At 65.4% G+C, this 17,738-nt stretch carries 13 protein-coding genes; 4 read left to right on the top strand and 9 right to left on the bottom strand.

The window, feature by feature from the left end; translation table 11 throughout:
* Positions 1 to 48: 48 nt before the first annotated feature.
* The 6 genes from QFZ40_RS05135 to QFZ40_RS05110 all read right to left on the bottom strand — a co-directional run bounded on the left by QFZ40_RS05135 (position 49) and on the right by QFZ40_RS05110 (position 8,425).
* Complete coding sequence (locus QFZ40_RS05135; protein ID WP_306903211.1) at positions 49 to 1,185, bottom strand: GuaB3 family IMP dehydrogenase-related protein; 1,137 nt, start codon at positions 1,183 to 1,185, stop codon at positions 49 to 51.
* Positions 1,186 to 1,206: 21 nt separating this feature from the next.
* Positions 1,207 to 3,048: an ABC transporter ATP-binding protein gene (locus QFZ40_RS05130; protein WP_306903210.1), complete on the bottom strand. Its 1,842-nt coding sequence runs from the start codon at positions 3,046 to 3,048 to the stop codon at positions 1,207 to 1,209.
* 5 nt (positions 3,049 to 3,053) lie between these two features.
* On the bottom strand, positions 3,054 to 4,565 hold the full coding sequence (gene guaB, locus QFZ40_RS05125; RefSeq protein WP_306903208.1) for an IMP dehydrogenase: 1,512 nt from the start codon (positions 4,563 to 4,565) through the stop codon (positions 3,054 to 3,056).
* A gap of 194 nt (positions 4,566 to 4,759) precedes the next feature.
* Complete coding sequence (locus tag QFZ40_RS05120; RefSeq protein WP_373427391.1) at positions 4,760 to 6,880, bottom strand: acyltransferase family protein; 2,121 nt, start codon at positions 6,878 to 6,880, stop codon at positions 4,760 to 4,762.
* A gap of 94 nt (positions 6,881 to 6,974) precedes the next feature.
* Entirely contained in the window at positions 6,975 to 8,081 is a 1,107-nt protein-coding gene (locus QFZ40_RS05115; RefSeq protein WP_306903207.1) for a flavin-containing monooxygenase, read from the bottom strand.
* Positions 8,081 to 8,425 (bottom strand): hypothetical protein, encoded by a 345-nt coding sequence (locus tag QFZ40_RS05110; RefSeq protein WP_306903206.1) that lies wholly within the window; start codon positions 8,423 to 8,425, stop codon positions 8,081 to 8,083. The genes QFZ40_RS05115 and QFZ40_RS05110 overlap by 1 nt, the downstream gene beginning before the upstream one ends.
* A gap of 209 nt (positions 8,426 to 8,634) precedes the next feature.
* Between QFZ40_RS05110 and QFZ40_RS05105 the strand changes: the two genes are divergently transcribed.
* Positions 8,635 to 9,639, top strand: coding sequence for a LacI family DNA-binding transcriptional regulator (locus QFZ40_RS05105; protein ID WP_306903205.1), 1,005 nt, complete (start codon positions 8,635 to 8,637; stop codon positions 9,637 to 9,639).
* A 31-nt stretch (positions 9,640 to 9,670) separates the two neighbouring features.
* Positions 9,671 to 11,278, top strand: a complete 1,608-nt coding sequence (locus QFZ40_RS05100) for an alpha-N-arabinofuranosidase (RefSeq protein WP_306903204.1) — start codon at positions 9,671 to 9,673, stop codon at positions 11,276 to 11,278.
* Positions 11,279 to 11,353: 75 nt separating this feature from the next.
* Here QFZ40_RS05100 and QFZ40_RS05095 read toward each other — a convergent pair whose 3' ends face one another.
* Together QFZ40_RS05095 and QFZ40_RS05090 are read right to left on the bottom strand one after the other, a co-directional pair.
* A complete protein-coding gene (locus tag QFZ40_RS05095; RefSeq protein ID WP_306903202.1) occupies positions 11,354 to 12,988 on the bottom strand; it encodes a helix-turn-helix transcriptional regulator in 1,635 nt (544 codons plus the stop codon).
* Between the two features lie 137 nt (positions 12,989 to 13,125).
* The gene (locus tag QFZ40_RS05090) at positions 13,126 to 14,649 is read right to left on the bottom strand and encodes an ATP-dependent DNA ligase (protein WP_306903201.1); all 1,524 of its coding nucleotides are present in this window, start codon (positions 14,647 to 14,649) and stop codon (positions 13,126 to 13,128) included.
* An 88-nt stretch (positions 14,650 to 14,737) separates the two neighbouring features.
* On the opposite strand from QFZ40_RS05090, the gene QFZ40_RS05085 reads away from it, so the two are divergent.
* Positions 14,738 to 15,337, top strand: a complete 600-nt coding sequence (locus tag QFZ40_RS05085) for a dihydrofolate reductase family protein (RefSeq protein WP_306903200.1) — start codon at positions 14,738 to 14,740, stop codon at positions 15,335 to 15,337.
* Complete coding sequence (locus tag QFZ40_RS05080) at positions 15,337 to 15,936, top strand: dihydrofolate reductase family protein (RefSeq protein WP_306903199.1); 600 nt, start codon at positions 15,337 to 15,339, stop codon at positions 15,934 to 15,936. Before QFZ40_RS05085 ends, QFZ40_RS05080 begins: the two co-directional genes overlap by 1 nt.
* A gap of 163 nt (positions 15,937 to 16,099) precedes the next feature.
* On the opposite strand, the gene groL is transcribed toward QFZ40_RS05080, so the two are convergent.
* Positions 16,100 to 17,710, bottom strand: coding sequence for a chaperonin GroEL (gene groL, locus QFZ40_RS05075; RefSeq protein WP_306903198.1), 1,611 nt, complete (start codon positions 17,708 to 17,710; stop codon positions 16,100 to 16,102).
* Positions 17,711 to 17,738: the final 28 nt, after the last annotated feature.

Here is a 17,738-nt window from a genome sequence, read left to right as displayed (position 1 = left end):
CTACTTCGTTGCCGCACCGTTGGGCAGGCCGGAAGAAGGGGGCAGGAGTTAGTTGCCGGCGTACGGTGACACGACGACGTCGACCCGCTGGAATTCCTTCAGGTCCGAATATCCGGTGGTGGCCATCGAACGGCGCAGGGCACCGATCAGGTTGGATGTCCCGTTGGTGTGGTGGCCCGGTCCGAAGAGAACTTCCTCGAGGGGGCCGACAGTGCCGACATTGGCCCGGTCCCCGCGGGGGAGTTCGAGGTGGTGTGCCTCCTGGCCCCAGTGCCAGCCCTTGCCCGGAGCTTCCGCCGCCCGGGCCAGGGCGCTGCCCAGCATGACGGCGTCCGCGCCCATGGCGATTGCCTTGATAATGGCGCCGGAGCTGCCCATGCCGCCGTCGGCGATGACGTGGACGTACCGTCCGCCGGACTCATCCATGTAGTCCCTGCGGGCGGCGGCAACATCGGAGATGGCTGAGGCCATCGGCGAATGGATACCCAGGGCGCGGCGGGTGGTGCTGGTGGCCCCGCCGCCGAAGCCCACCAGGACTCCGGCCGCTCCGGTCCGCATCAGGTGAAGGGCGGGTGTGTAGCCGGCGGCGCCGCCCACGATGACGGGGACGTCCAGCTCGTAGATGAACTGCTTGAGGTTCAGCGGCTCGTGGTCCTTCGAGACGTGCTCTGCGGACACCGTGGTCCCCCGGATCACAAAGATGTCGACGCCGGCAGCCACCACTGTCTTGTAGTGCTCCTGGGTGCGCTGCGGCGTCAGCGATCCGGCCACCGTCACTCCGGCGGCCCTCATCTCGGCGAGCCGGGATGTGATGAGCTCAGGCTGAATGGGCGCGCGGTACAGCTCCTGCATGCGGCCGGTCACGGCGGGGCTGTTGGTCTCGTCCTGCAGGGCGCCGATCTCGTCCAGGACAGGCTGCGGGTCCTCGTAGCGGGTCCAAAGACCCTCCAGGTCCAGCACGCCGAGTCCGCCCAGGCGGCCGAGAGCAATGGCAGTTTGCGGCGACATGGCCGAATCCATCGGAGCGGCGATGACCGGCATGTCGAACCTGTAGGCGTCAATCTGCCACGAGACGGAAACGTCCTTGGGATCGCGGGTACGACGGTTAGGGACAATCGCAATGTCATCCAGGGAGTAGGCACGACGCCCACGCTTGCCACGGCCGATCTCAATCTCGTAAGTCACTGGTCTAGGTTATCCCAGTGTTCAGACGCCTTCGGGCTCTTCCACGCCCAGCTGGGACTCGAACATCCGGAAGTAGCGGCCGCGGAGGGCAACGAGCTCCTTATGCGTTCCCTGCTCCACGATCCGGCCGTCCTCCAGCATGTACACAATGTCGGCCTTCTCGATCGTGGCGAGCCGGTGGCTGATGGCGATGATCGTGGTGCTGCGGTCAGCGAAGAGACGGGTGAAGATCCGGTGTTCAGCCAGGGCATCGATGGCCGAGGTGGGTTCATCCATCACCATGAACGAGGCCTTCCGGTAGAAGTTGCGGGCCATGGCGAGCCGCTGCCACTGGCCGCCGGACAGCCCGCTGCCCTTGCGCCCGCGCGGGTCTTCCATCCAGTTGCTGACGTGGTTGTCCAGGCCGTTGGGCAGCTTGTTGATGAAGTCCAGGGCCTCGGCGTCGCCAGCTGCCCTGCGGATCCGCTCGTCGTCCCGGGGTGAATCAACGTCACCGAAGTAGATGTTCTCCGCAGCCGTGGCGAACTCGTACTGCAGGAATTCCTGGCTCAACACCGCCAGATGCCGGTGCCAGGACTTGACGTCGACGGCGGCGAGGTCGACGCCGTCGAGCATTACCTGCCCGGTGTCCGGGCGATACAGTCCGGCGAGAATGCGGATCAGCGTGGACTTGCCGGCACCGTTCTCTCCCACGATGGCGATGTGCTGGCCTTCCCGGATGGTCATGCTGATGCCCCGGATCACCTCGGTGTCGCTGCCCGTGTAGGTGAAGCGGATATCGCGCATCTCCACGGTCCGGGGTGCCTGCAGCAGCGGCGGGGCGTCCGTGGAATGGACCGGCAGCGCCATGAACAGCTCGTAGTCCTTGAGGTTGGCCAGGTCCTCGTCGATGGAACTCAGCGAAGACACCAGGTTGCTGGCCGTGGAGAGGGCACGGCTGACGATCTGCTGGACGTACAGGAACTGTCCCACAGGCTGGGCGCGGGCGATGATCTGGCCCACCACCCAGATCAGGGAAATGACTTCTGCCCCGTACTGCAGCGCATCCGCCGCCAGCTGCTTGGGGATATAGCGCTTCTGGAAGTCCAGGCGGCGACGCTCATCCTCGTCCCGGAGCCGGGAACGGAAATCCATGAGGTAGCCGACAATTCCGTACAGGCGCATCTCGGCGATGTGCTGCGGGCGCAGGAGGTTGGTCTCGATCATCCGCCGCTGGCGGCGGGAGTCCACCTGGGTGTTCCAGTGCGCGATCTGCTCCCTGGACAGCTTGAACTGCAGGTAGACGCTCGGCACGATCGCGACGAGGACAATGACGGCGATCCACCAGCTGACCAGCAGCAGGGCGCCGACGGCAAGGATCACCGACACCAGCTGGGTGAAGATGGCCGCGATGCGGTCCAGGACCCGCGCGTACGAGTCCGAGAAACGCTTGGCGCGGTCATACAGGTCGACGGTTTCTTTGTCGTCGTACCGCCAGAACTCCAGCGCCAGGAACCGTTCGTACATCTGGTCGCCCACGATGGCGCCGACCTTGAAGCTCATGAGCTGCTGGATGTACCGGTCCACGCTGCTGAAGGACCCCCAGAAAAGGCCAAGGGCAGCAGTGATAATGACGTAAAGGATGGCCCTCTCGCCGGCTGCAGGGTCTCCGGCGTAGCCCGCCGCCAGGGCAGTGGTGGTCAGGGCTGCGAAGTACGTTGTCACGAGCGGCAGCAGTGCCGAGATCAGGGATCCGACCACCTTCATGACCACTGCTGCGGGCGACGCCCGGAAACTGACCCTGAGGACCTGGGCCACGGCAGCCGCGTAGGGCCTCAGCGCCAGTTTCCGGCCGGGCACACGGGCCGGCCGCAGCTCAGACATGCTCTCTAGCGTGACCCGTAGTTAGGTGCCTCTACGGTCATCTGAATGTCGTGCGGGTGAGATTCCTTCAGGCCGGCGGCGGTAATGCGGACAAACTTGCCGCGCGCTTTCAGCTCCGGAATGGTCGGGGAACCCACGTAGAACATGGTCTGGCGGAGGCCGCCCACGAGCTGGTAAGCCACCGAGGCGAGCGGGCCGCGGTAGGCCACCCGGCCTTCGATGCCTTCCGGGATGAGCTTGTCATCACCGGAGACGTCGGCCTGGAAATAGCGGTCCTTCGAGTACGAGGTGTTCTTGCCGCGGGACTGCATGGCTCCCAGCGAACCCATGCCGCGGTAGCTCTTGAACTGCTTGCCGTTGACGAAGATCAGCTCGCCCGGGGACTCGTCACAGCCTGCCAGCAGCGAACCGAGCATCACGGTGTCCGCTCCGGCGACAAGCGCCTTGCCGATGTCGCCCGAGTACTGCAGGCCGCCGTCGGCGATCAGCGGCACTCCGGCGGGGATCGCTGCCTTGGCGGATTCGTAGATGGCGGTGATCTGGGGAACGCCAACTCCCGCCACCACGCGGGTGGTGCAGATGGAGCCGGGTCCCACGCCCACCTTGATGCCGTCGGCGCCCGCGTCAATCAGGGCCTGCGCACCTTCACGGGTGGCCGCCTGGCCGCCGATGATGTCCACGTGCGCGGCGACCGGGTCGGACTTCAGCCGGCGGATCATGTCCAGCACGCCCTGCGAGTGGCCGTTGGCGGTATCGACGAACAGGGCGTCAACACCGGCGTCCACGAGTGCCATGGCGCGTTCCCAGCCATCCCCGAAGAAGCCGATGGCTGCACCCACGCGGAGCCGGCCCTCTTCATCCTTGGTGGCCAGCGGATACTGCTCGGCCTTGGTGAAGTCCTTGGTGGTGATGAGGCCCTTCAGCCGGCCCTGCTCGTCCACGAGCGGAAGCTTCTCGATCTTGTTCGTGGCCAGCTTATGGGAAGCTTCCTCCCGGCTTATGCCGACGTGGCCGGTGACGAGCGGCATCTTGGTCATGACGTCGCTGACCAGGCGCAGCGGGAAATCCGATTCCGGGACAAACCGGGTGTCGCGGTTGGTGACGATGCCCAGGAGCCGCATGCCATCGTCCACGACGGGGAGACCGGAAACCCGGTACTGCGAGCAGATCTCATCGAGTTCCGCCAGTGTTGCTTCAGGGCCAATGGTCAGCGGGTTGGTGATCATCCCCGATTCGCTGCGCTTCACGCGGTCCACCTGGTCCGCCTGGTCCTGGATGGAGAGGTTGCGATGAACCACGCCCAGGCCGCCCTGCCTGGCCATCGCGATGGCCATGCGTGATTCGGTCACGGTGTCCATGGCGGCCGACAGCAACGGGGTCTCCACGGTGATCCGCTTCGATATCCGCGAGGACGTGTCGGCGTCGGACGGGATAACGTCGGTGTGCCCGGGCAGGAGCAGGACGTCGTCGTAGGTCAGGCCGATGAAGCCGAAGGGGTCATGTTCGGGCTGGGTCATGAGTGCGCCTCTTACCTTGGTTATGGGGTCACGGGTAGGGGTTGCAACTGATGACCAGCCCGTCATTACGGGACTGGTCCGTGCAGAAAGTATTGAATAAATATTAGAACCTCGGGCCCGATCCCCCTATTCCGTGGCGGCAATGTGAGCAACGGCACCAGCGCCGCCGGCGCCCTGGGCCTGGGAGGCAAACGTCAGGTCCAGCCGGTGGCTGCCAGCAGGCGCTGTTCAAACATGGGAACCATGCTCTGCACGTAGGTCTTGGTGAGGTGGTTGTCGTCCTTATAGACGTACACATTGCCTACTACCGCCGGGCAGATGCCACCCGCGCAAATGAAGTCACTCATGTCCATGAGGTGGAGCCCGTCCACCTTGCCGCGGTAGCTATCCAGCGGTGAGGACTCGGCCAGCGACTCGTTCACGGGCACGTTGCATTCCGGCGCGTCTGCGCCGTGCTTCTGGACGCATTCGGGCATGTTGATGCTGAACCGCGGATTGTCCCGCACGCCCACCACGTCCATTCCGGCGTCGGTGAACTGGCGGATGCCGTCAAGGTAGCCGGGAACATCGGTTTCAAAAGGGGCCTCTGCATGCGTCAGCGATGCCACCGTGAACACAGCGTCAGGCCGGTGCTCCATGACGTACCCGGCACTGGCGCGGTTGAAGGCGTTGCAGTCCTCGTCCCGTTCGGGCGATTCGGCACCGAACCGGCAGTTCCCCTTGAGCAACGTCACCACTTCCCACCCGTGCTCTTTGGCGATAGGGCCCAAGGCGGCCATGTACTGCTGCGCGTGGGAATCGCCGAGCACCACGATCCGCTTGGTCACCTGTTCCGGCTTGGTGTTCTGCAGGCAGCCTGCCAGCATCGGATCCGAGGGGACATTTTCGTCGGTGCACAACCCGTCGATGTCCGCCCACTCCTTCTTCATGGCAGCGGGCGCAGGGATGATCCGCGCTGCCGGTGTGGCTTTGCCGGCGTTTTCGGGGGCCAGGGCCGCGGCGCCCGGAGTGAGCTCCCGCGGCTGCGCTGCCGCCGCGGCTTCATCAGCCGTGATGCTTGTCTGCCAGACTGCCACGGGTCCGGCGAGTACTGCACAGCAGGCAGCGACCACGACGGCGGCGCGCCGGGTCCGCAGCTTCGGCCAGTGCCATTCGCGGAGCGGCTTTTCGACGAAACGCGTCGTGAGGACGGCCAGGAGGATTGATGCGCCGACGATGCAGAGGCCCTGGCCAAGGCCCGGTGACGGGATGCCGGCACCGGCCAGGGCCAGCACGAGCACCGGCCAGTGCCATAGGTACAGGGCGTAGGAATTGTCGCCGAGCGCCACCAGCGGCTTCCAGCCCAGCAGCCGGTCCACGCCGAGACGGCTCCCGCTTTGGCCGGCAACGATGATGGCTGCTGCCGCTAGCGTGGGCCAGAGAGCGACGTATCCGGGAAAGGACCGGTCCACCGTCAGCACCAGTCCGCAGGACAGCATGGCGGCAAGCCCGGACCAGCCGAGCACGATCCGGAGGGCCTTGCCCGGCTTCAGGTAGGGCAGGGCCAGGGCCAGCAGCGAACCCAGGGCAAACTCCCACAGCCGGGTCCTGGTGTCGAAGTACGCGTACGCCTGGTTGCCGGCCGTCTGATCGATCGAGAAGATGAGCGAGGCAACGAAGATGCCGGCGAAGGCGAACAGCAGGACGGAGCGGTAGCCGAGGTTTCGGACGGCGATCCACCGGCTGCGCCGCAGGAGCCGCCATGCGAGGGCGGCACCTGCGAAGATGAGCGGCCACAGGATGAACACCTGTCCCTGGATGGACAGAGACCAGAAGTGCTGCAGCGGGCTGGCGCCTGAGTGGTCCTGCGCGTAGTAGTCCACCGCAGTATCAGCCAGCAGCCAGTTCTGCCGGTACAGCAACGACGCCCAGGCCTGGTCCAGGACCTCCGGCCAGCGGCTCTGCGGCAGGATCAGCCACGTGCCGGCGAGGACACCGAGGAGAACCACGACTGCGGCCGGCAGCAGCCGCTTGAACAGGTGCAGCCAGTGCGGCAACAGATTAAAGGACTGCCCGTTTTCGACCTTCCGCACGAAGGAGAGCGTCAGCAGGAAGGCGGAGATCAGCAGGAAGATATCCACGCCCCCGGACACCCGTCCCAGCCACACGTGGTAGGTCACCACCATGAGCACGGCGAGCGCCCTGAGCCCCTGGACTTCGGGTCGGAAGGTTGGTTTCCGGCCCGCCAGGGTGGCTTCGTTTCGAGGGCCGGGAGCGGGCGCGGTTCTCGCAGTCGGCACAAAAAACCTCTCGCAGCGGTTAACCAAAGCATCCATTTTACTGATTTGTCATACCCATGACCAATCCGCAGACCAGCCGGCGGTGCCCGGGCGGGCTCCCACCCGGGCACCGCTCGCTTGGCCTGGCGGCTCAAATGGCAGATGCGGCGGCCTCCCGGCTGACCGGAACGGGGATCTTTCGAGCCAGGTAACGTGCATCGCGGCATTCACCGGGCAGTGTTGCCGACGCGACTGCGTACATGAAGTCCTGTCCCAGGAAAAACAGGCCTGGCGAGTCCAACGCAACGCCGCGGTATTGCCGGGGCATTCCGCCGTCGTCGAGCAAGGCCGGATCCATCCAGCTGAACTCCGCGTGGAAGCCGGTGCACCAGATGACGTTTGCGACATCCGGCCGGTTTCCGTCCGCGAGGACCGGCCGTCCGTTGTCCACCCCCGTGACCCGGGGAACGAACCGCGCACCGGCAGCCGCGAGATCCTTGGTCTTGGTCCTGATCAGCGGTGCCCCGTGGGCTCGGAGGCCCGGAATGGCCTTGCGGCCGATGGGCGTGGCGACGTTCAGCACGTGCAGCCCTGCGAAGCGGACCAGTGGGAGGACGAAACGGGCCGCTGCCCTCCCATGCTTCACAGGGAGCTCGCCGCCCGCCTTCCCTGCCACCAGGGTGGGATGGGTCCTGCTTACCTCAATGCCGATCTCCGCGCCGGAGTTTCCGATGCCGACAACAAGGACCGGGCCGTCCTTGAGCTGACCGGGATTCCGGTAGGCGCTGGAATGGAGTTGAACGATGGACGGGTCAAGCAGGGAAGCGAATTCCGGGATCCTGGGTGAACGTTCGGCGCCCGTTGCCACCACCACGTTCCGCGCTTCCCAGCGATGACCGTTGGAAGCGGCAATGTATCGGTCCCCTTCCCGCCAGAGCCGCTCGACGCGGGTGCCGTGCTGCACCGGCAGGTCAAATTGTTCAGCGTAGCGTTCAAGATAGTCCGCCAGCACATCCTTCGGGGGAAACGACAGCGGATCCGCCGGGAACGGTGCGCCGGGCAGTCCGTCATACTTGGCGGGCGTAAACACCCGGAGCGAATCCCAACGCTGCCGCCAGGCGTCGCCCGTCCTGGCGTTCTCATCCAGGATCAGGAACCTTCGTTGTTGTTTGCCCAGGTAGTAACCCATGGCAAGGCCGGCTTGTCCGCCGCCTATGATCATCGTGTCCAGCGTGCCGGTCAGGTCGTTGGTATTCATCACTGCTCTCCTCTTTCACTTGCGTGGATTCCTGCGGCTGAACCTTCAAGACTGATGTTTGTCCGGCCGTTCCTCCCGGCGCTTCCCGTCTCCCTGTAGCGCAGCCACCAGGCAAGCATCAACGCGGATGCCACAACGTAGGCCACGTGGAGGGCCCAGATGGGGCCCGCCGGCAGGTTGAAGACATAGATGGAGTGAACGGCGTTGGCCACGTTGCTCAGGACCAGGTTCCCCAGGCTGTAGGACGCCAGGTCCCGCGTGCGTACGGCTTTGACGAGCATCGGCAGCATTCCGACGGCAAACAGCACCGTCGAGAGGGTGCCGGCAAGGACTGGAAGGTTCATGCTTTGAGGCTATGGTTGGGGCCCGCCGGACCGCGTCGGCCAAAGCATGTAACTCTGGCCAGGGGTTCTATGGGTATTTTTATGCAGTCCCACCCCTTGACGGAAAAGCGAACCCGTGTAACGATAAACGCACTCCTGAATGCCAATGGTTTTTCATGGATCCCAAACTCATCGTTTATCGATACATCCCTCTATGAGAGAGGTCCGCCATGGTCAAGATGTCCGACGTTGCACGCCTGGCAGGAGTCTCCACCATGACGGTGTCCAACGTCCTCAATGGTCGCCGTTCGGTCAATACCGAAATCCGCCGGCGCGTCCTTGAGGCCGTTAAAGAGAGCGGCTACGTCATGAACCGTTCAGCCAGGACTTTGCGCACCGGCACAACGGGTGTGATTGGGCTGGCCGTGCCGGCGCTCCATCATGCCTACTTCGCCGAGCTTGGAGGGCGGGTGGTCGCCCAGGCTGCACAGCTCGGCTACAGAGTGACGGTTGAACAGACCGGCGCCCACGTCCAGGGGGAGATCGACGCGGTCGCGCTCGCCAGGACGCTTGAATACGACGGGCTCATCCTCTCCGCTATCGGGATCGGGCCCGAAGAAGCACGTTTCCTCAACCAGTCCATTCCCCTGGTCCTGCTCGGCGAAAAGCTGTTCGAGGAGACCGTGGACCACATCGCCATGCCCAACAGCAAGGGGACCAGGGCGGCGACTGTGCACTTGGCATCGCAGGGGTGCAAGCGCATCGCCTGGGCGAGCAGCCCTGCGCCCGTGGGCGAAACCCATAACGTGGTCGTTGACCGTCTGCTGGGATACCGCCAAGGCCTCGCGGATGCAGGGCTTTCGGAGGATCCCGGGCTTCGGGTCCCCATGGACCATTTGACCATGCGTGATGCGGCTGAAGGCATCCGGCAAATGGGGAAAAACGGTGTGGAGTTCGATGGCGTCGTAGCTGTGACAGATGCCGTTGCCCTGGGCATCATGCGAGGCCTGGCAGATCTCGGTCTCAGGGTTCCCCAAGATGTGCGTGTCATCGGCTACGACGACATCGAGCAGTCTGAGTTCTCCACGCCGTCGCTCTCGACCATCGCCCCTGACCACGAATGGATGGTGAGCGCCGCTCTCACGCTCCTTACCGAACGGATCAAGGACCGTTCGGCCCCGGGGCGCGAGCTCGTGGCGCCGTTCCGTCTCATCACCAGAGAATCAACCAGCTAAATCACCTGAAAGATATTGGAGAGTCTTCCTTATGGCATCTTTGTCCCGGCTCATCGTCAACCTTGACATCGCGGGTCCAACCATCAGCCGCCACGTCTACGGACACTTCGCCGAGCACCTCGGCCGCTGCATCTACGGGGGTTTCTGGGTAGGAGAGGACAGCACGATCCCCAACACCCGCGGCATCCGCAATGACGTGGTCGCCGCTTTGCGGGAACTCCGCATTCCGAACCTGCGCTGGCCGGGAGGCTGCTTCGCCGATGAATACCACTGGCAGGACGGGATCGGCCCCCGCGATCAGCGTCCGCGCATGATCAACTCGCACTGGGGCGACGTGGTGGAGGACAACTCCTTCGGCACCCACGAGTTCATGGATCTGTGTGAACTCCTGGACGCCGAAGCCTACGTCAACGGCAATGTCGGCTCCGGGACCGTCCGGGAGATGAGCGAGTGGATCGAGTACATCACCCGCGCGGACGATTCCCCCATGGCCGCTCTACGCCGGGCCAATGGCCAGGACGAGCCCTGGAAGGTTCCCTTCTTCGGCATCGGCAACGAGCCCTGGGGGTGCGGCGGCAATATGCGTGCCGATGCGTATGCCGATCTGGCACGCCAGTACAGCACCTACGTGCGGAACCATAACGGCAACGAGGTATACCGGATCGCTGCCGGTGCCAACAACGACGACGTGGCGTGGACCAAAGCCCTCATGGAGGCCCTGACCGACAAGGGCAGTGCCAGCCGCAAAAGCTCGCCTTACCAAGGCATTTCCCTGCACTACTACACGATGTCCGGCAACTGGGATGCCAAGGGTTCCGCAACCGCGTTCAGCGAGGACGAGTATTGGAAGACCATTAAGGCCGCACAGCACATCGAGACCCTCCTGTCCATGCACTCCACCATGATGGATGTCTATGACCCGGACAAGGCCGTGGGCTTGGTCCTGGACGAATGGGGCACCTGGTGGGATGTTGAGCCTGGCACTCATCCTGGCTTCTTATACCAGCAGAACACCGTCCGCGACGCCCTGGTTGCGGCCATCCACTTCGACTCTTTTCACCGGCATTCAGACCGCCTGGTCATGGCGAACATCGCCCAGACGGTCAACGTGCTGCAGGCCATGCTGCTCACCGACCCGGAGACAGGTGCCCTGGTCAAGACTCCGACCTTCCACGTCTTCGCCATGAACGCCGGCCACCACGACGCCCGCGCCCTGCTGACGCACATCGTTTCAGACAGCACGCACGATCTGGAGGGGGCACAACTTCCCACCCTTACCGCCTCGGCCAGCAGCAAAGACGGTAAGGTGCTGATTTCCGTCGCCAACCTGGAACTCGATGGCGAAAAGGAAATCGTCCTCGATCTGCGTGGCGGGCAGCTGGAAGAAGTGGTGGCGCTCGTGCTGGGCGGTGACCACATGGCCGCATTCAACGCACCCGAGCACCTGGAAGCCGTGGCGCCCCGCCCGCTGGAGGTAAAGGAGCGTGCGGATGGCCAGCTCGTGCTGCGCTTGCCTGCACATTCCTTCGCCACCGTGAGCGGAACACTCGTGGGTGCCGCTGCGGAGACCAGGCAGGCAACGGGATCTGCCGCCGTCGTTGACTCCTCTTCGACCGGGAAGCCGTGCCTGAACTGCTGAGCTGAGGCCCGGCAAGTGCCCCGCCGGGCGAAGTGCGGCGGGGCACCGTCTTTCCCCCTCCTGATTTCGCGTAGCTCACGCTGCCAGGCCGTGCTCGAATGCATACCGGGTGGCGGCAGCCCGGGAGGACAGGCCGAGCTTGAGGAAGATGTTGCTGAGATGCCTGGCCACTGTCTTCTCACTGAGATAGAGTTCTGCGGCGATCGCCCGGTTCCCCTTGCCGGTGGCAACGAGCCGAAGCACCTCGGTTTCCCTCGGGGACAGCGGCCCCTTGCCGCCACCAGCGCTTTCCCGCATGAGTGACGCCGCCCAACCGGCTGCCGGAGCTGCGCCCAGTTCCAGGAACTCGGCATGTGCGGCCTCGAAGTCCATGAGCGCCGACGGCTCGTCGCCAAGGGCCCGGCATGCAGACCCGATCAATACCCGGCAGCGCGCGGCTTCATAAGGCACGCCAAGTTCCCGCCAGAGCTTCCAGGCCTGCCTGGTGGCTTGTGCGGAACCCCCCGGATCGCCTTCGGAGAGCCGGACCTGACCCTCGGCCTGGCTCGCAACTGCGCGGACCATGGGCATAGGGCATTCCCGGGCAAAGGCCGCCAGTTCGTCGACGCCGTGCCTCGCCGCTTCAACATCGGAGGCGGCGAGTTCGATCTCCACCAGGGCCGGCAACAGGTGCCGGCGGGTGGCTGCATCCGCCACGCCGGCGGCCCTGCGGATCATCGACTTTGCCTGCTCCACGTCCCCGCGCGCCAGGGAGAGGAGCGCAAGGCCGGGCTGTGGCTCATAGCCGCTTCGGGCCGCTTCCCCGTAAGAAGCGGCGGCCGCGTCCAGATCGCCTCTGAGCCGCTGCACTTCGCCCTGCTGGTAGTAGCCCCCGTAAAGCGCCTGCGGATCACCCTTGGTGGAACGGCCTTGGGCTACGGCTGCCGCCTCCAGCGCCTCGGCCCAGGCTCCATGCAACCGGAAGAGCTCGGCCCGATGTGACTGGCACTGGCCGCTAAACGTCATCATGTCGGGGCGGGTACGGCACCAGCGGTCAAGTGCCGCCGTCCATTCCAGCGCCCGTTCCAGGTCGAAGACCAGGTGGCAGTTGCCAATGACTGCGCAGTAGACAATCCCTGACGGGACCGCGGAGAGTTCTCCCGCTGTCACGGCCACCATCACCTCGTCAAACATTCGAAGGCCCTCGTCGTTGCGACCCAGCATGAGGGTTGCCTGGCCTAAACCAATGAGTGCCAGCGCTGAGACGTCTTTGTCCTGGAATCTTTGGCCAAAGTCCGCAACCTGGGCGAAGATCTGGAGGGCGCCGGCCGGGTCACCGCCGTAAAGCTTGCCCAGGCCCACAGGGACGAGCATGAAGCCTTGCACCGCGTCCGGCTCGGCCAGCTCATCCGCCAACCTTTGCCCACGGGCGAACCACCCGCCGGCCTGGGACATTTCCCCCACGTGCATCAGCTGCATCCCCATCCATCCGGCGCACCGCGCGGCACCAACGACGTCGCCGACCACCAGGTACTCCTCATGGGCCCGGGTAAGGGTGTCCAGGCCTGCGGAGATGTTGCCGGTCAGGATCTCGGCGGTCGCGAGCCGCTCAAGGTCCGGTGCCGGCAGGCCGCCCCGCTGGTCGGCCTCGCGGAAGTTTTCTGAGGCCTCGGTCCAGCGGTTCTCGCGGAACGCTGACCGGCCCTGGTCAATGCCCGTCTCAGCTGTCATCTGGCCTCCTCGGATACCACCCTCCCGGCCTCCCGTCGTCGTGCATTCAGGCCGCAGTCACGCCCATACCGGCGCGCCGATCGGGGTTAAGCGCCACGGTACGCCCGCAGCGCAGCTGAGACAACATCCTCACCGGACTACGGACGGAGCAGGGAGCGCAGCGTCTGGATGGTGTCGGCTTCCGCAGCTGTCTTGTCGTCGCGGTAGCGCTTGACGCGTGCGAAGCGGAGCGCGATCCCGCCCGGATAACGCGAGGAACCCTGCACGCCGTCGATGGCGATCTCCACCACCGTGACCGGGTCCACCCACACCGTGCCCCCGGTGCGCCGCACCTCCAGCTCCTGAAACCTTTCTGTCTGCCAGCGCAGCAGCTCGTCAGTGAGGCCCTTGAATGTCTTGCCCACCATCACGTAGCCGCCCGGTTCGCCGAACTCACCAGCGGGGTCCAGGGCTCCGAGGTGCAGGTTCGACAGCAGCCCGGTCCGCCGTCCTGATCCCCATTCGCAGGCGAGTACCACCAGGTCGTAGGTGAGCACCGGTTTCACCTTGATCCAGTTGGAGCCGCGCCGCCCGGCCGCGTAGGCGGAGCCGGTAGCCTTCACCACGACGCCCTCATGGCCCGCGGCGAGCGCATCGCGGGACACCCGCTCAGCAACGGCCGGATCCGCCGTGATCTCGCCCGGGATCCGGTGCCCTGGCGCGATCCGCTCGAGCACGCTGATGCGGGTCGACAACGGCTCGTCGAGGAGGTCGCGCCCGTCGATGTGCAGCACGTCAAAGAACCAGGGATGCAGTATCGTGGCGCGGGCCGCGTCCGCCCCGAACCGCGACATGGTCTGCTGGAACGGCCGCGGACCGCCGTCCTCGTCGAGGGCGAGCGTCTCGCCGTCGAGGATCACATCACGCACCGGAAGCCGGCGCACCAGCTCCACCACCTCGGGCAGCCGGTGGGTCACGTCGGCCAGGGTCCGGGTGAAGATCCGCACATCGTTGCCAACGCGGTGCACCTGAATCCGCGCCCCGTCGAGCTTGTATTCCACGGACGCCTCCCCCGTGGCCTCCAGGGCTGCGCTGGCGCTGGCCGCGGTTGCGGCCAGCATCGGCTGCACCGGACGGCCGACGACGAGGCCGACGTCGTCAAGCTGGGCCGCCGTCCCCGTCATCGCGAGCAGCGCGGTCCCGCCCAAATCGCCCGAGAGCATGGCGGCGCGACGGACGGCGTCCACCGGCCGACCGGCCGCGCGGGCAACTGCATCCGTCAGCACCCCTTCTAGAGCGCCGGTGCGCAGTTCTCCGAGCAGCACGCCGGCGATGAACGCCTGTTCGCGTTCAGTGGCTGCCGCAGTGAGCGTCCGAAGGGTGGCGGCGCGCTCCGCGGCCGATCCAGCCCCCGAGGTGACGAGGAGCCGGTCCAATGCGGCGTCAAGGTCGGCGACCGTAAGTCTTGGCTCCGCGGCCGGCTCCCCCATGGCCGCCGTCATGCCGCGCCAGCCGATCCCGACCCGGCCTTGCCGCGGCCTGGCGATGAGCAAGCCCACAACCGCCGGGATCTCCCCGGGTTCGAGCCGGCGCAGAAGATCGGCCAGGGCATCGACCTTCGCGAGTCGGGAGCGGGTCGACGCCACGGCATCGTTGGTTCTCACGAGCTCGTCGAGCAGCATGGCACCAGTCTGCCACGCGCGCGGGACCCGGGGCGGACTGCAACCACAGGCTCTGGACAGTGCCGGGGCGCAGTTCCAGACTGTACCCATGGGAATCATCGTCGCTAACCTGTTCATCACCCTTGACGGCGTCTACCAGGCGCCCGGCGGCCGGGAGGAGGACACTGAGGGCGGCTTCGCTTTCGGCGGTTGGCAGGCGCCGGTGTCCGACGACGAGGCCGGCGCGGCCATAGGCGCCGAGATCGACCGGATCGACGCGCTGCTTCTCGGCAGGAAGACCTACGACATCTTCGCGGCCTACTGGCCGCACCAGTCCGACGACGTCGGCGGTGTCCTCAACCGGGTGCCCAAGTTCGTCGTCTCCAGCACCCTGACCGAGCCGGGCTGGGCGGGTACGACTGTGCTGCCCGATGCTGCGGCAGCCGGCCGGCTCCGGGAGGACTATGACCAGGTGCACATGTTCGGCAGCGGAGCCCTCATCCGTTCACTGTTGGAGGCAGATGTGATCGACCGCCTCCACTTCTGGCTGTATCCGGTCGTCCTTGGGCAGGGCAAACGGCTGTTCGACGCCGGGACCGTTCCATCCACCTTCCGGCTCGCCGAACCTGCACGCACCTTTCCCAAGGGGGCGGTGTCGCTGGTTTACGAACGTGCGGGCGAGGTCGAGACGCAGGAAATGGGCGCCTAATGGCCAAGGTCGTCGCGGCCATCACCACGTCGGTTGACGGCTACATTACCGGCCCCGACGACGGTCCCGGGTACGGTCTGGGCAGGGGCGGAGAGCGCCTTCATTACTGGGTGATGGGCGGCCCCTGGACGTACGACGGCGGACACAACTTCGCGATGCACGGCCCCGACAAGGATTTCTACGACGAGCTTGTAGCAGGTATAGGTGCAGGTATCGTCGGCCGCGGCATGTATGACGCGGCCGGGGCCTGGGGCGGGACCAACCCGTTTCCCGGCCCGTTGTTCGTGCTCACGCACCGGGTCCAGGACCAGCCAGCGGACGGGTCCGGGTTCACCTTCGTGTCCGGGTTCGACGAAGCCCTGACGCAGGCGATTGGTGAGGCAGGCGGAAAAGATGTGTCGATCGGCGGCGGAGCGGACGTGATCCGGCAGGCGCTTGCCGCCGGCCGGGTGGACGAACTGGTTCTCTCGACAGCACCCGTGATCCTCGGCGCCGGCAAGCCTCTGTTCCACGGCTTCGATCATGACCTCAACCTCGAAATCATCAAAACTGTCAGCTCGACGTTCGCCACGCACGTGCGCTACGCGGTCAAGCGGTAGGCGTCCGGAACGCAAAAACCGGCCCAGCAGATGCTGGACCGGTCTTTGTGGGTGGGCCACTCCGTCGCCTGACCGTGGGCCCACACCGGCGAGGGACCCAAATCGAGCGAAGCGAGATTTGGGAGCCGGTGGGGACGAAGCGAGGTTAGGGAGACGGTGGGGACTAGTGGCTGTGGCCTGCGTGCTCGTCTTCTTCTGCAGGCTTTTCCACCACGAGGGTCTCGGTGGTGAGCACCAGCGCTGCGATGGAAGCCGCATTGCGGAGGGCCGCGCGGGTGACCTTGACCGGGTCGATGACACCGGCAGCAATCAGGTCCTCGTACTCGCCGCTCTTGGCGTTGAAGCCGTTGTTGGTTTCCAGGTCGGCAACCTTTGCGGTAACGACGTAGCCGTCGAAGCCCGCGTTCTGGGCGATCCAGCGCAGCGGCTGGACCAGGGCGCGGCGGACGATGCCCACTGCAGCAGCAGCGTCGCCTTCGAGGGCCGTGACAGCAGGATCCTCGTCGAGGGCCTTCAGCGCGTGGATCAGGGCGGAACCGCCACCGGCCACGATGCCTTCTTCGAGAGCGGCGCGGGTGGAGGACACTGCATCTTCGATGCGGTGCTTCTTTTCCTTCAGCTCGACCTCGGTGGCTGCGCCGACCTTGATCACGCCGATGCCGCCGGCCAGCTTGGCCAGGCGTTCCTGGAGCTTTTCCTTGTCCCAGTCGGAGTCGGTGCGGGTCAGCTCGGCGCGCAGCTGGGAAACCCGGGCTGCGACGTCTTCTGCGGAACCGGCGCCGTCAACGATGGTGGTGTTGTCCTTGGTGACCGTGATGCGGCGGGCGGAACCCAGCACCTCAAGGCCGACGGTGTCCAGGCTCAGGCCCAGTTCCGGGGACACAACCTGCGCACCGGTGAGGGTGGCGATGTCCTGCAGCATTGCCTTGCGGCGGTCACCGAAGCCCGGAGCCTTCACGGCGACCACGTTCAGGGTGCCGCGGATACGGTTGACGATCAGGGTGGACAGTGCCTCCCCGTCGACGTCTTCGGCAATGATGAAGAGCGGCTTGGAGCTCTGCAGCGCCTTCTCGAGCAGCGGCAGGAATTCCTGGACGTTGGAGATCTTGCCCTGGTTGATCAGGATGAGGGCGTCCTCAAGGACAGCTTCCTGGCGCTCTGCGTCCGTGACGAAGTACGGGGACAGGTAGCCCTTGTCGAACTGCATGCCTTCGGTGAGGACCAGCTCGGTCTGTGTGGTGGAGGACTCCTCGATGGTGATCACACCATCCTTGCCGACTTTGCCGAACGCCTCGGCGAGGAGCTCGCCGATCTCGTCGCTCTGGGCAGAGATGGCAGCAACGCTGGCCACCTGGGTGCCTTCGACGGGGCGGGCGTTCTCGAGCAGGCGGGCAGCAACAGCCTCAATCGAGACCTCGATGCCGCGCTTGATCTGGCCGGGAGCAGCGCCGGCAGCAACGTTGCGCAGGCCTTCCTTGACCAGGGCCTGGGCCAGCACGGTGGCCGTGGTGGTGCCGTCGCCGGCAACATCGTTGGTCTTCGTGGCTACTTCCTTGGCCAGCTGCGCGCCAAGGTTCTCGTACGGGTCATCAAGTTCGATTTCACGGGCGATGGTGACGCCGTCGTTGGTGATGGTGGGCGCTCCCCACTTCTTGTCGAGGACGACGTTGCGGCCGCGGGGGCCGAGCGTCACCTTGACGGTGTTGGCGAGCTTGTCGATGCCGGCTTCAAGAGACCGGCGGGCAGCGTCGTTAAACGCGAGCTGCTTAGCCATGGTTTTGTCCTTTCAGAGACAGAAACCC

Source organism: Arthrobacter pascens, assembly GCF_030816475.1.
Taxonomy (GTDB): Bacteria; Actinomycetota; Actinomycetes; order Actinomycetales; family Micrococcaceae; genus Arthrobacter; species Arthrobacter pascens_B.
This window is presented reverse-complemented; position numbering and strand designations above follow the sequence as displayed.

What these genes read in the sequence shown, in the direction of transcription:
- QFZ40_RS05130 (WP_306903210.1), bottom strand. Translation starts at nt 3,048, where the DNA reads ATGTCTGAGCTGCGGCCGGCCCGTGTGCCCGGCCGGAAACTGGCGCTG.
- guaB (WP_306903208.1), bottom strand. Translation starts at nt 4,565, where the DNA reads ATGACCCAGCCCGAACATGACCCCTTCGGCTTCATCGGCCTGACCTAC.
- QFZ40_RS05120 (WP_373427391.1), bottom strand. Translation starts at nt 6,880, where the DNA reads ATGGATGCTTTGGTTAACCGCTGCGAGAGGTTTTTTGTGCCGACTGCG.
- QFZ40_RS05115 (WP_306903207.1), bottom strand. Translation starts at nt 8,081, where the DNA reads ATGAATACCAACGACCTGACCGGCACGCTGGACACGATGATCATAGGC.
- QFZ40_RS05110 (WP_306903206.1), bottom strand. Translation starts at nt 8,425, where the DNA reads ATGAACCTTCCAGTCCTTGCCGGCACCCTCTCGACGGTGCTGTTTGCC.
- QFZ40_RS05105 (WP_306903205.1), top strand. Translation starts at nt 8,635, where the DNA reads ATGGTCAAGATGTCCGACGTTGCACGCCTGGCAGGAGTCTCCACCATG.
- QFZ40_RS05100 (WP_306903204.1), top strand. Translation starts at nt 9,671, where the DNA reads ATGGCATCTTTGTCCCGGCTCATCGTCAACCTTGACATCGCGGGTCCA.
- QFZ40_RS05095 (WP_306903202.1), bottom strand. Translation starts at nt 12,988, where the DNA reads ATGACAGCTGAGACGGGCATTGACCAGGGCCGGTCAGCGTTCCGCGAG.
- QFZ40_RS05090 (WP_306903201.1), bottom strand. Translation starts at nt 14,649, where the DNA reads ATGCTGCTCGACGAGCTCGTGAGAACCAACGATGCCGTGGCGTCGACC.
- QFZ40_RS05085 (WP_306903200.1), top strand. Translation starts at nt 14,738, where the DNA reads ATGGGAATCATCGTCGCTAACCTGTTCATCACCCTTGACGGCGTCTAC.
- QFZ40_RS05080 (WP_306903199.1), top strand. Translation starts at nt 15,337, where the DNA reads ATGGCCAAGGTCGTCGCGGCCATCACCACGTCGGTTGACGGCTACATT.
- groL (WP_306903198.1), bottom strand. Translation starts at nt 17,710, where the DNA reads ATGGCTAAGCAGCTCGCGTTTAACGACGCTGCCCGCCGGTCTCTTGAA.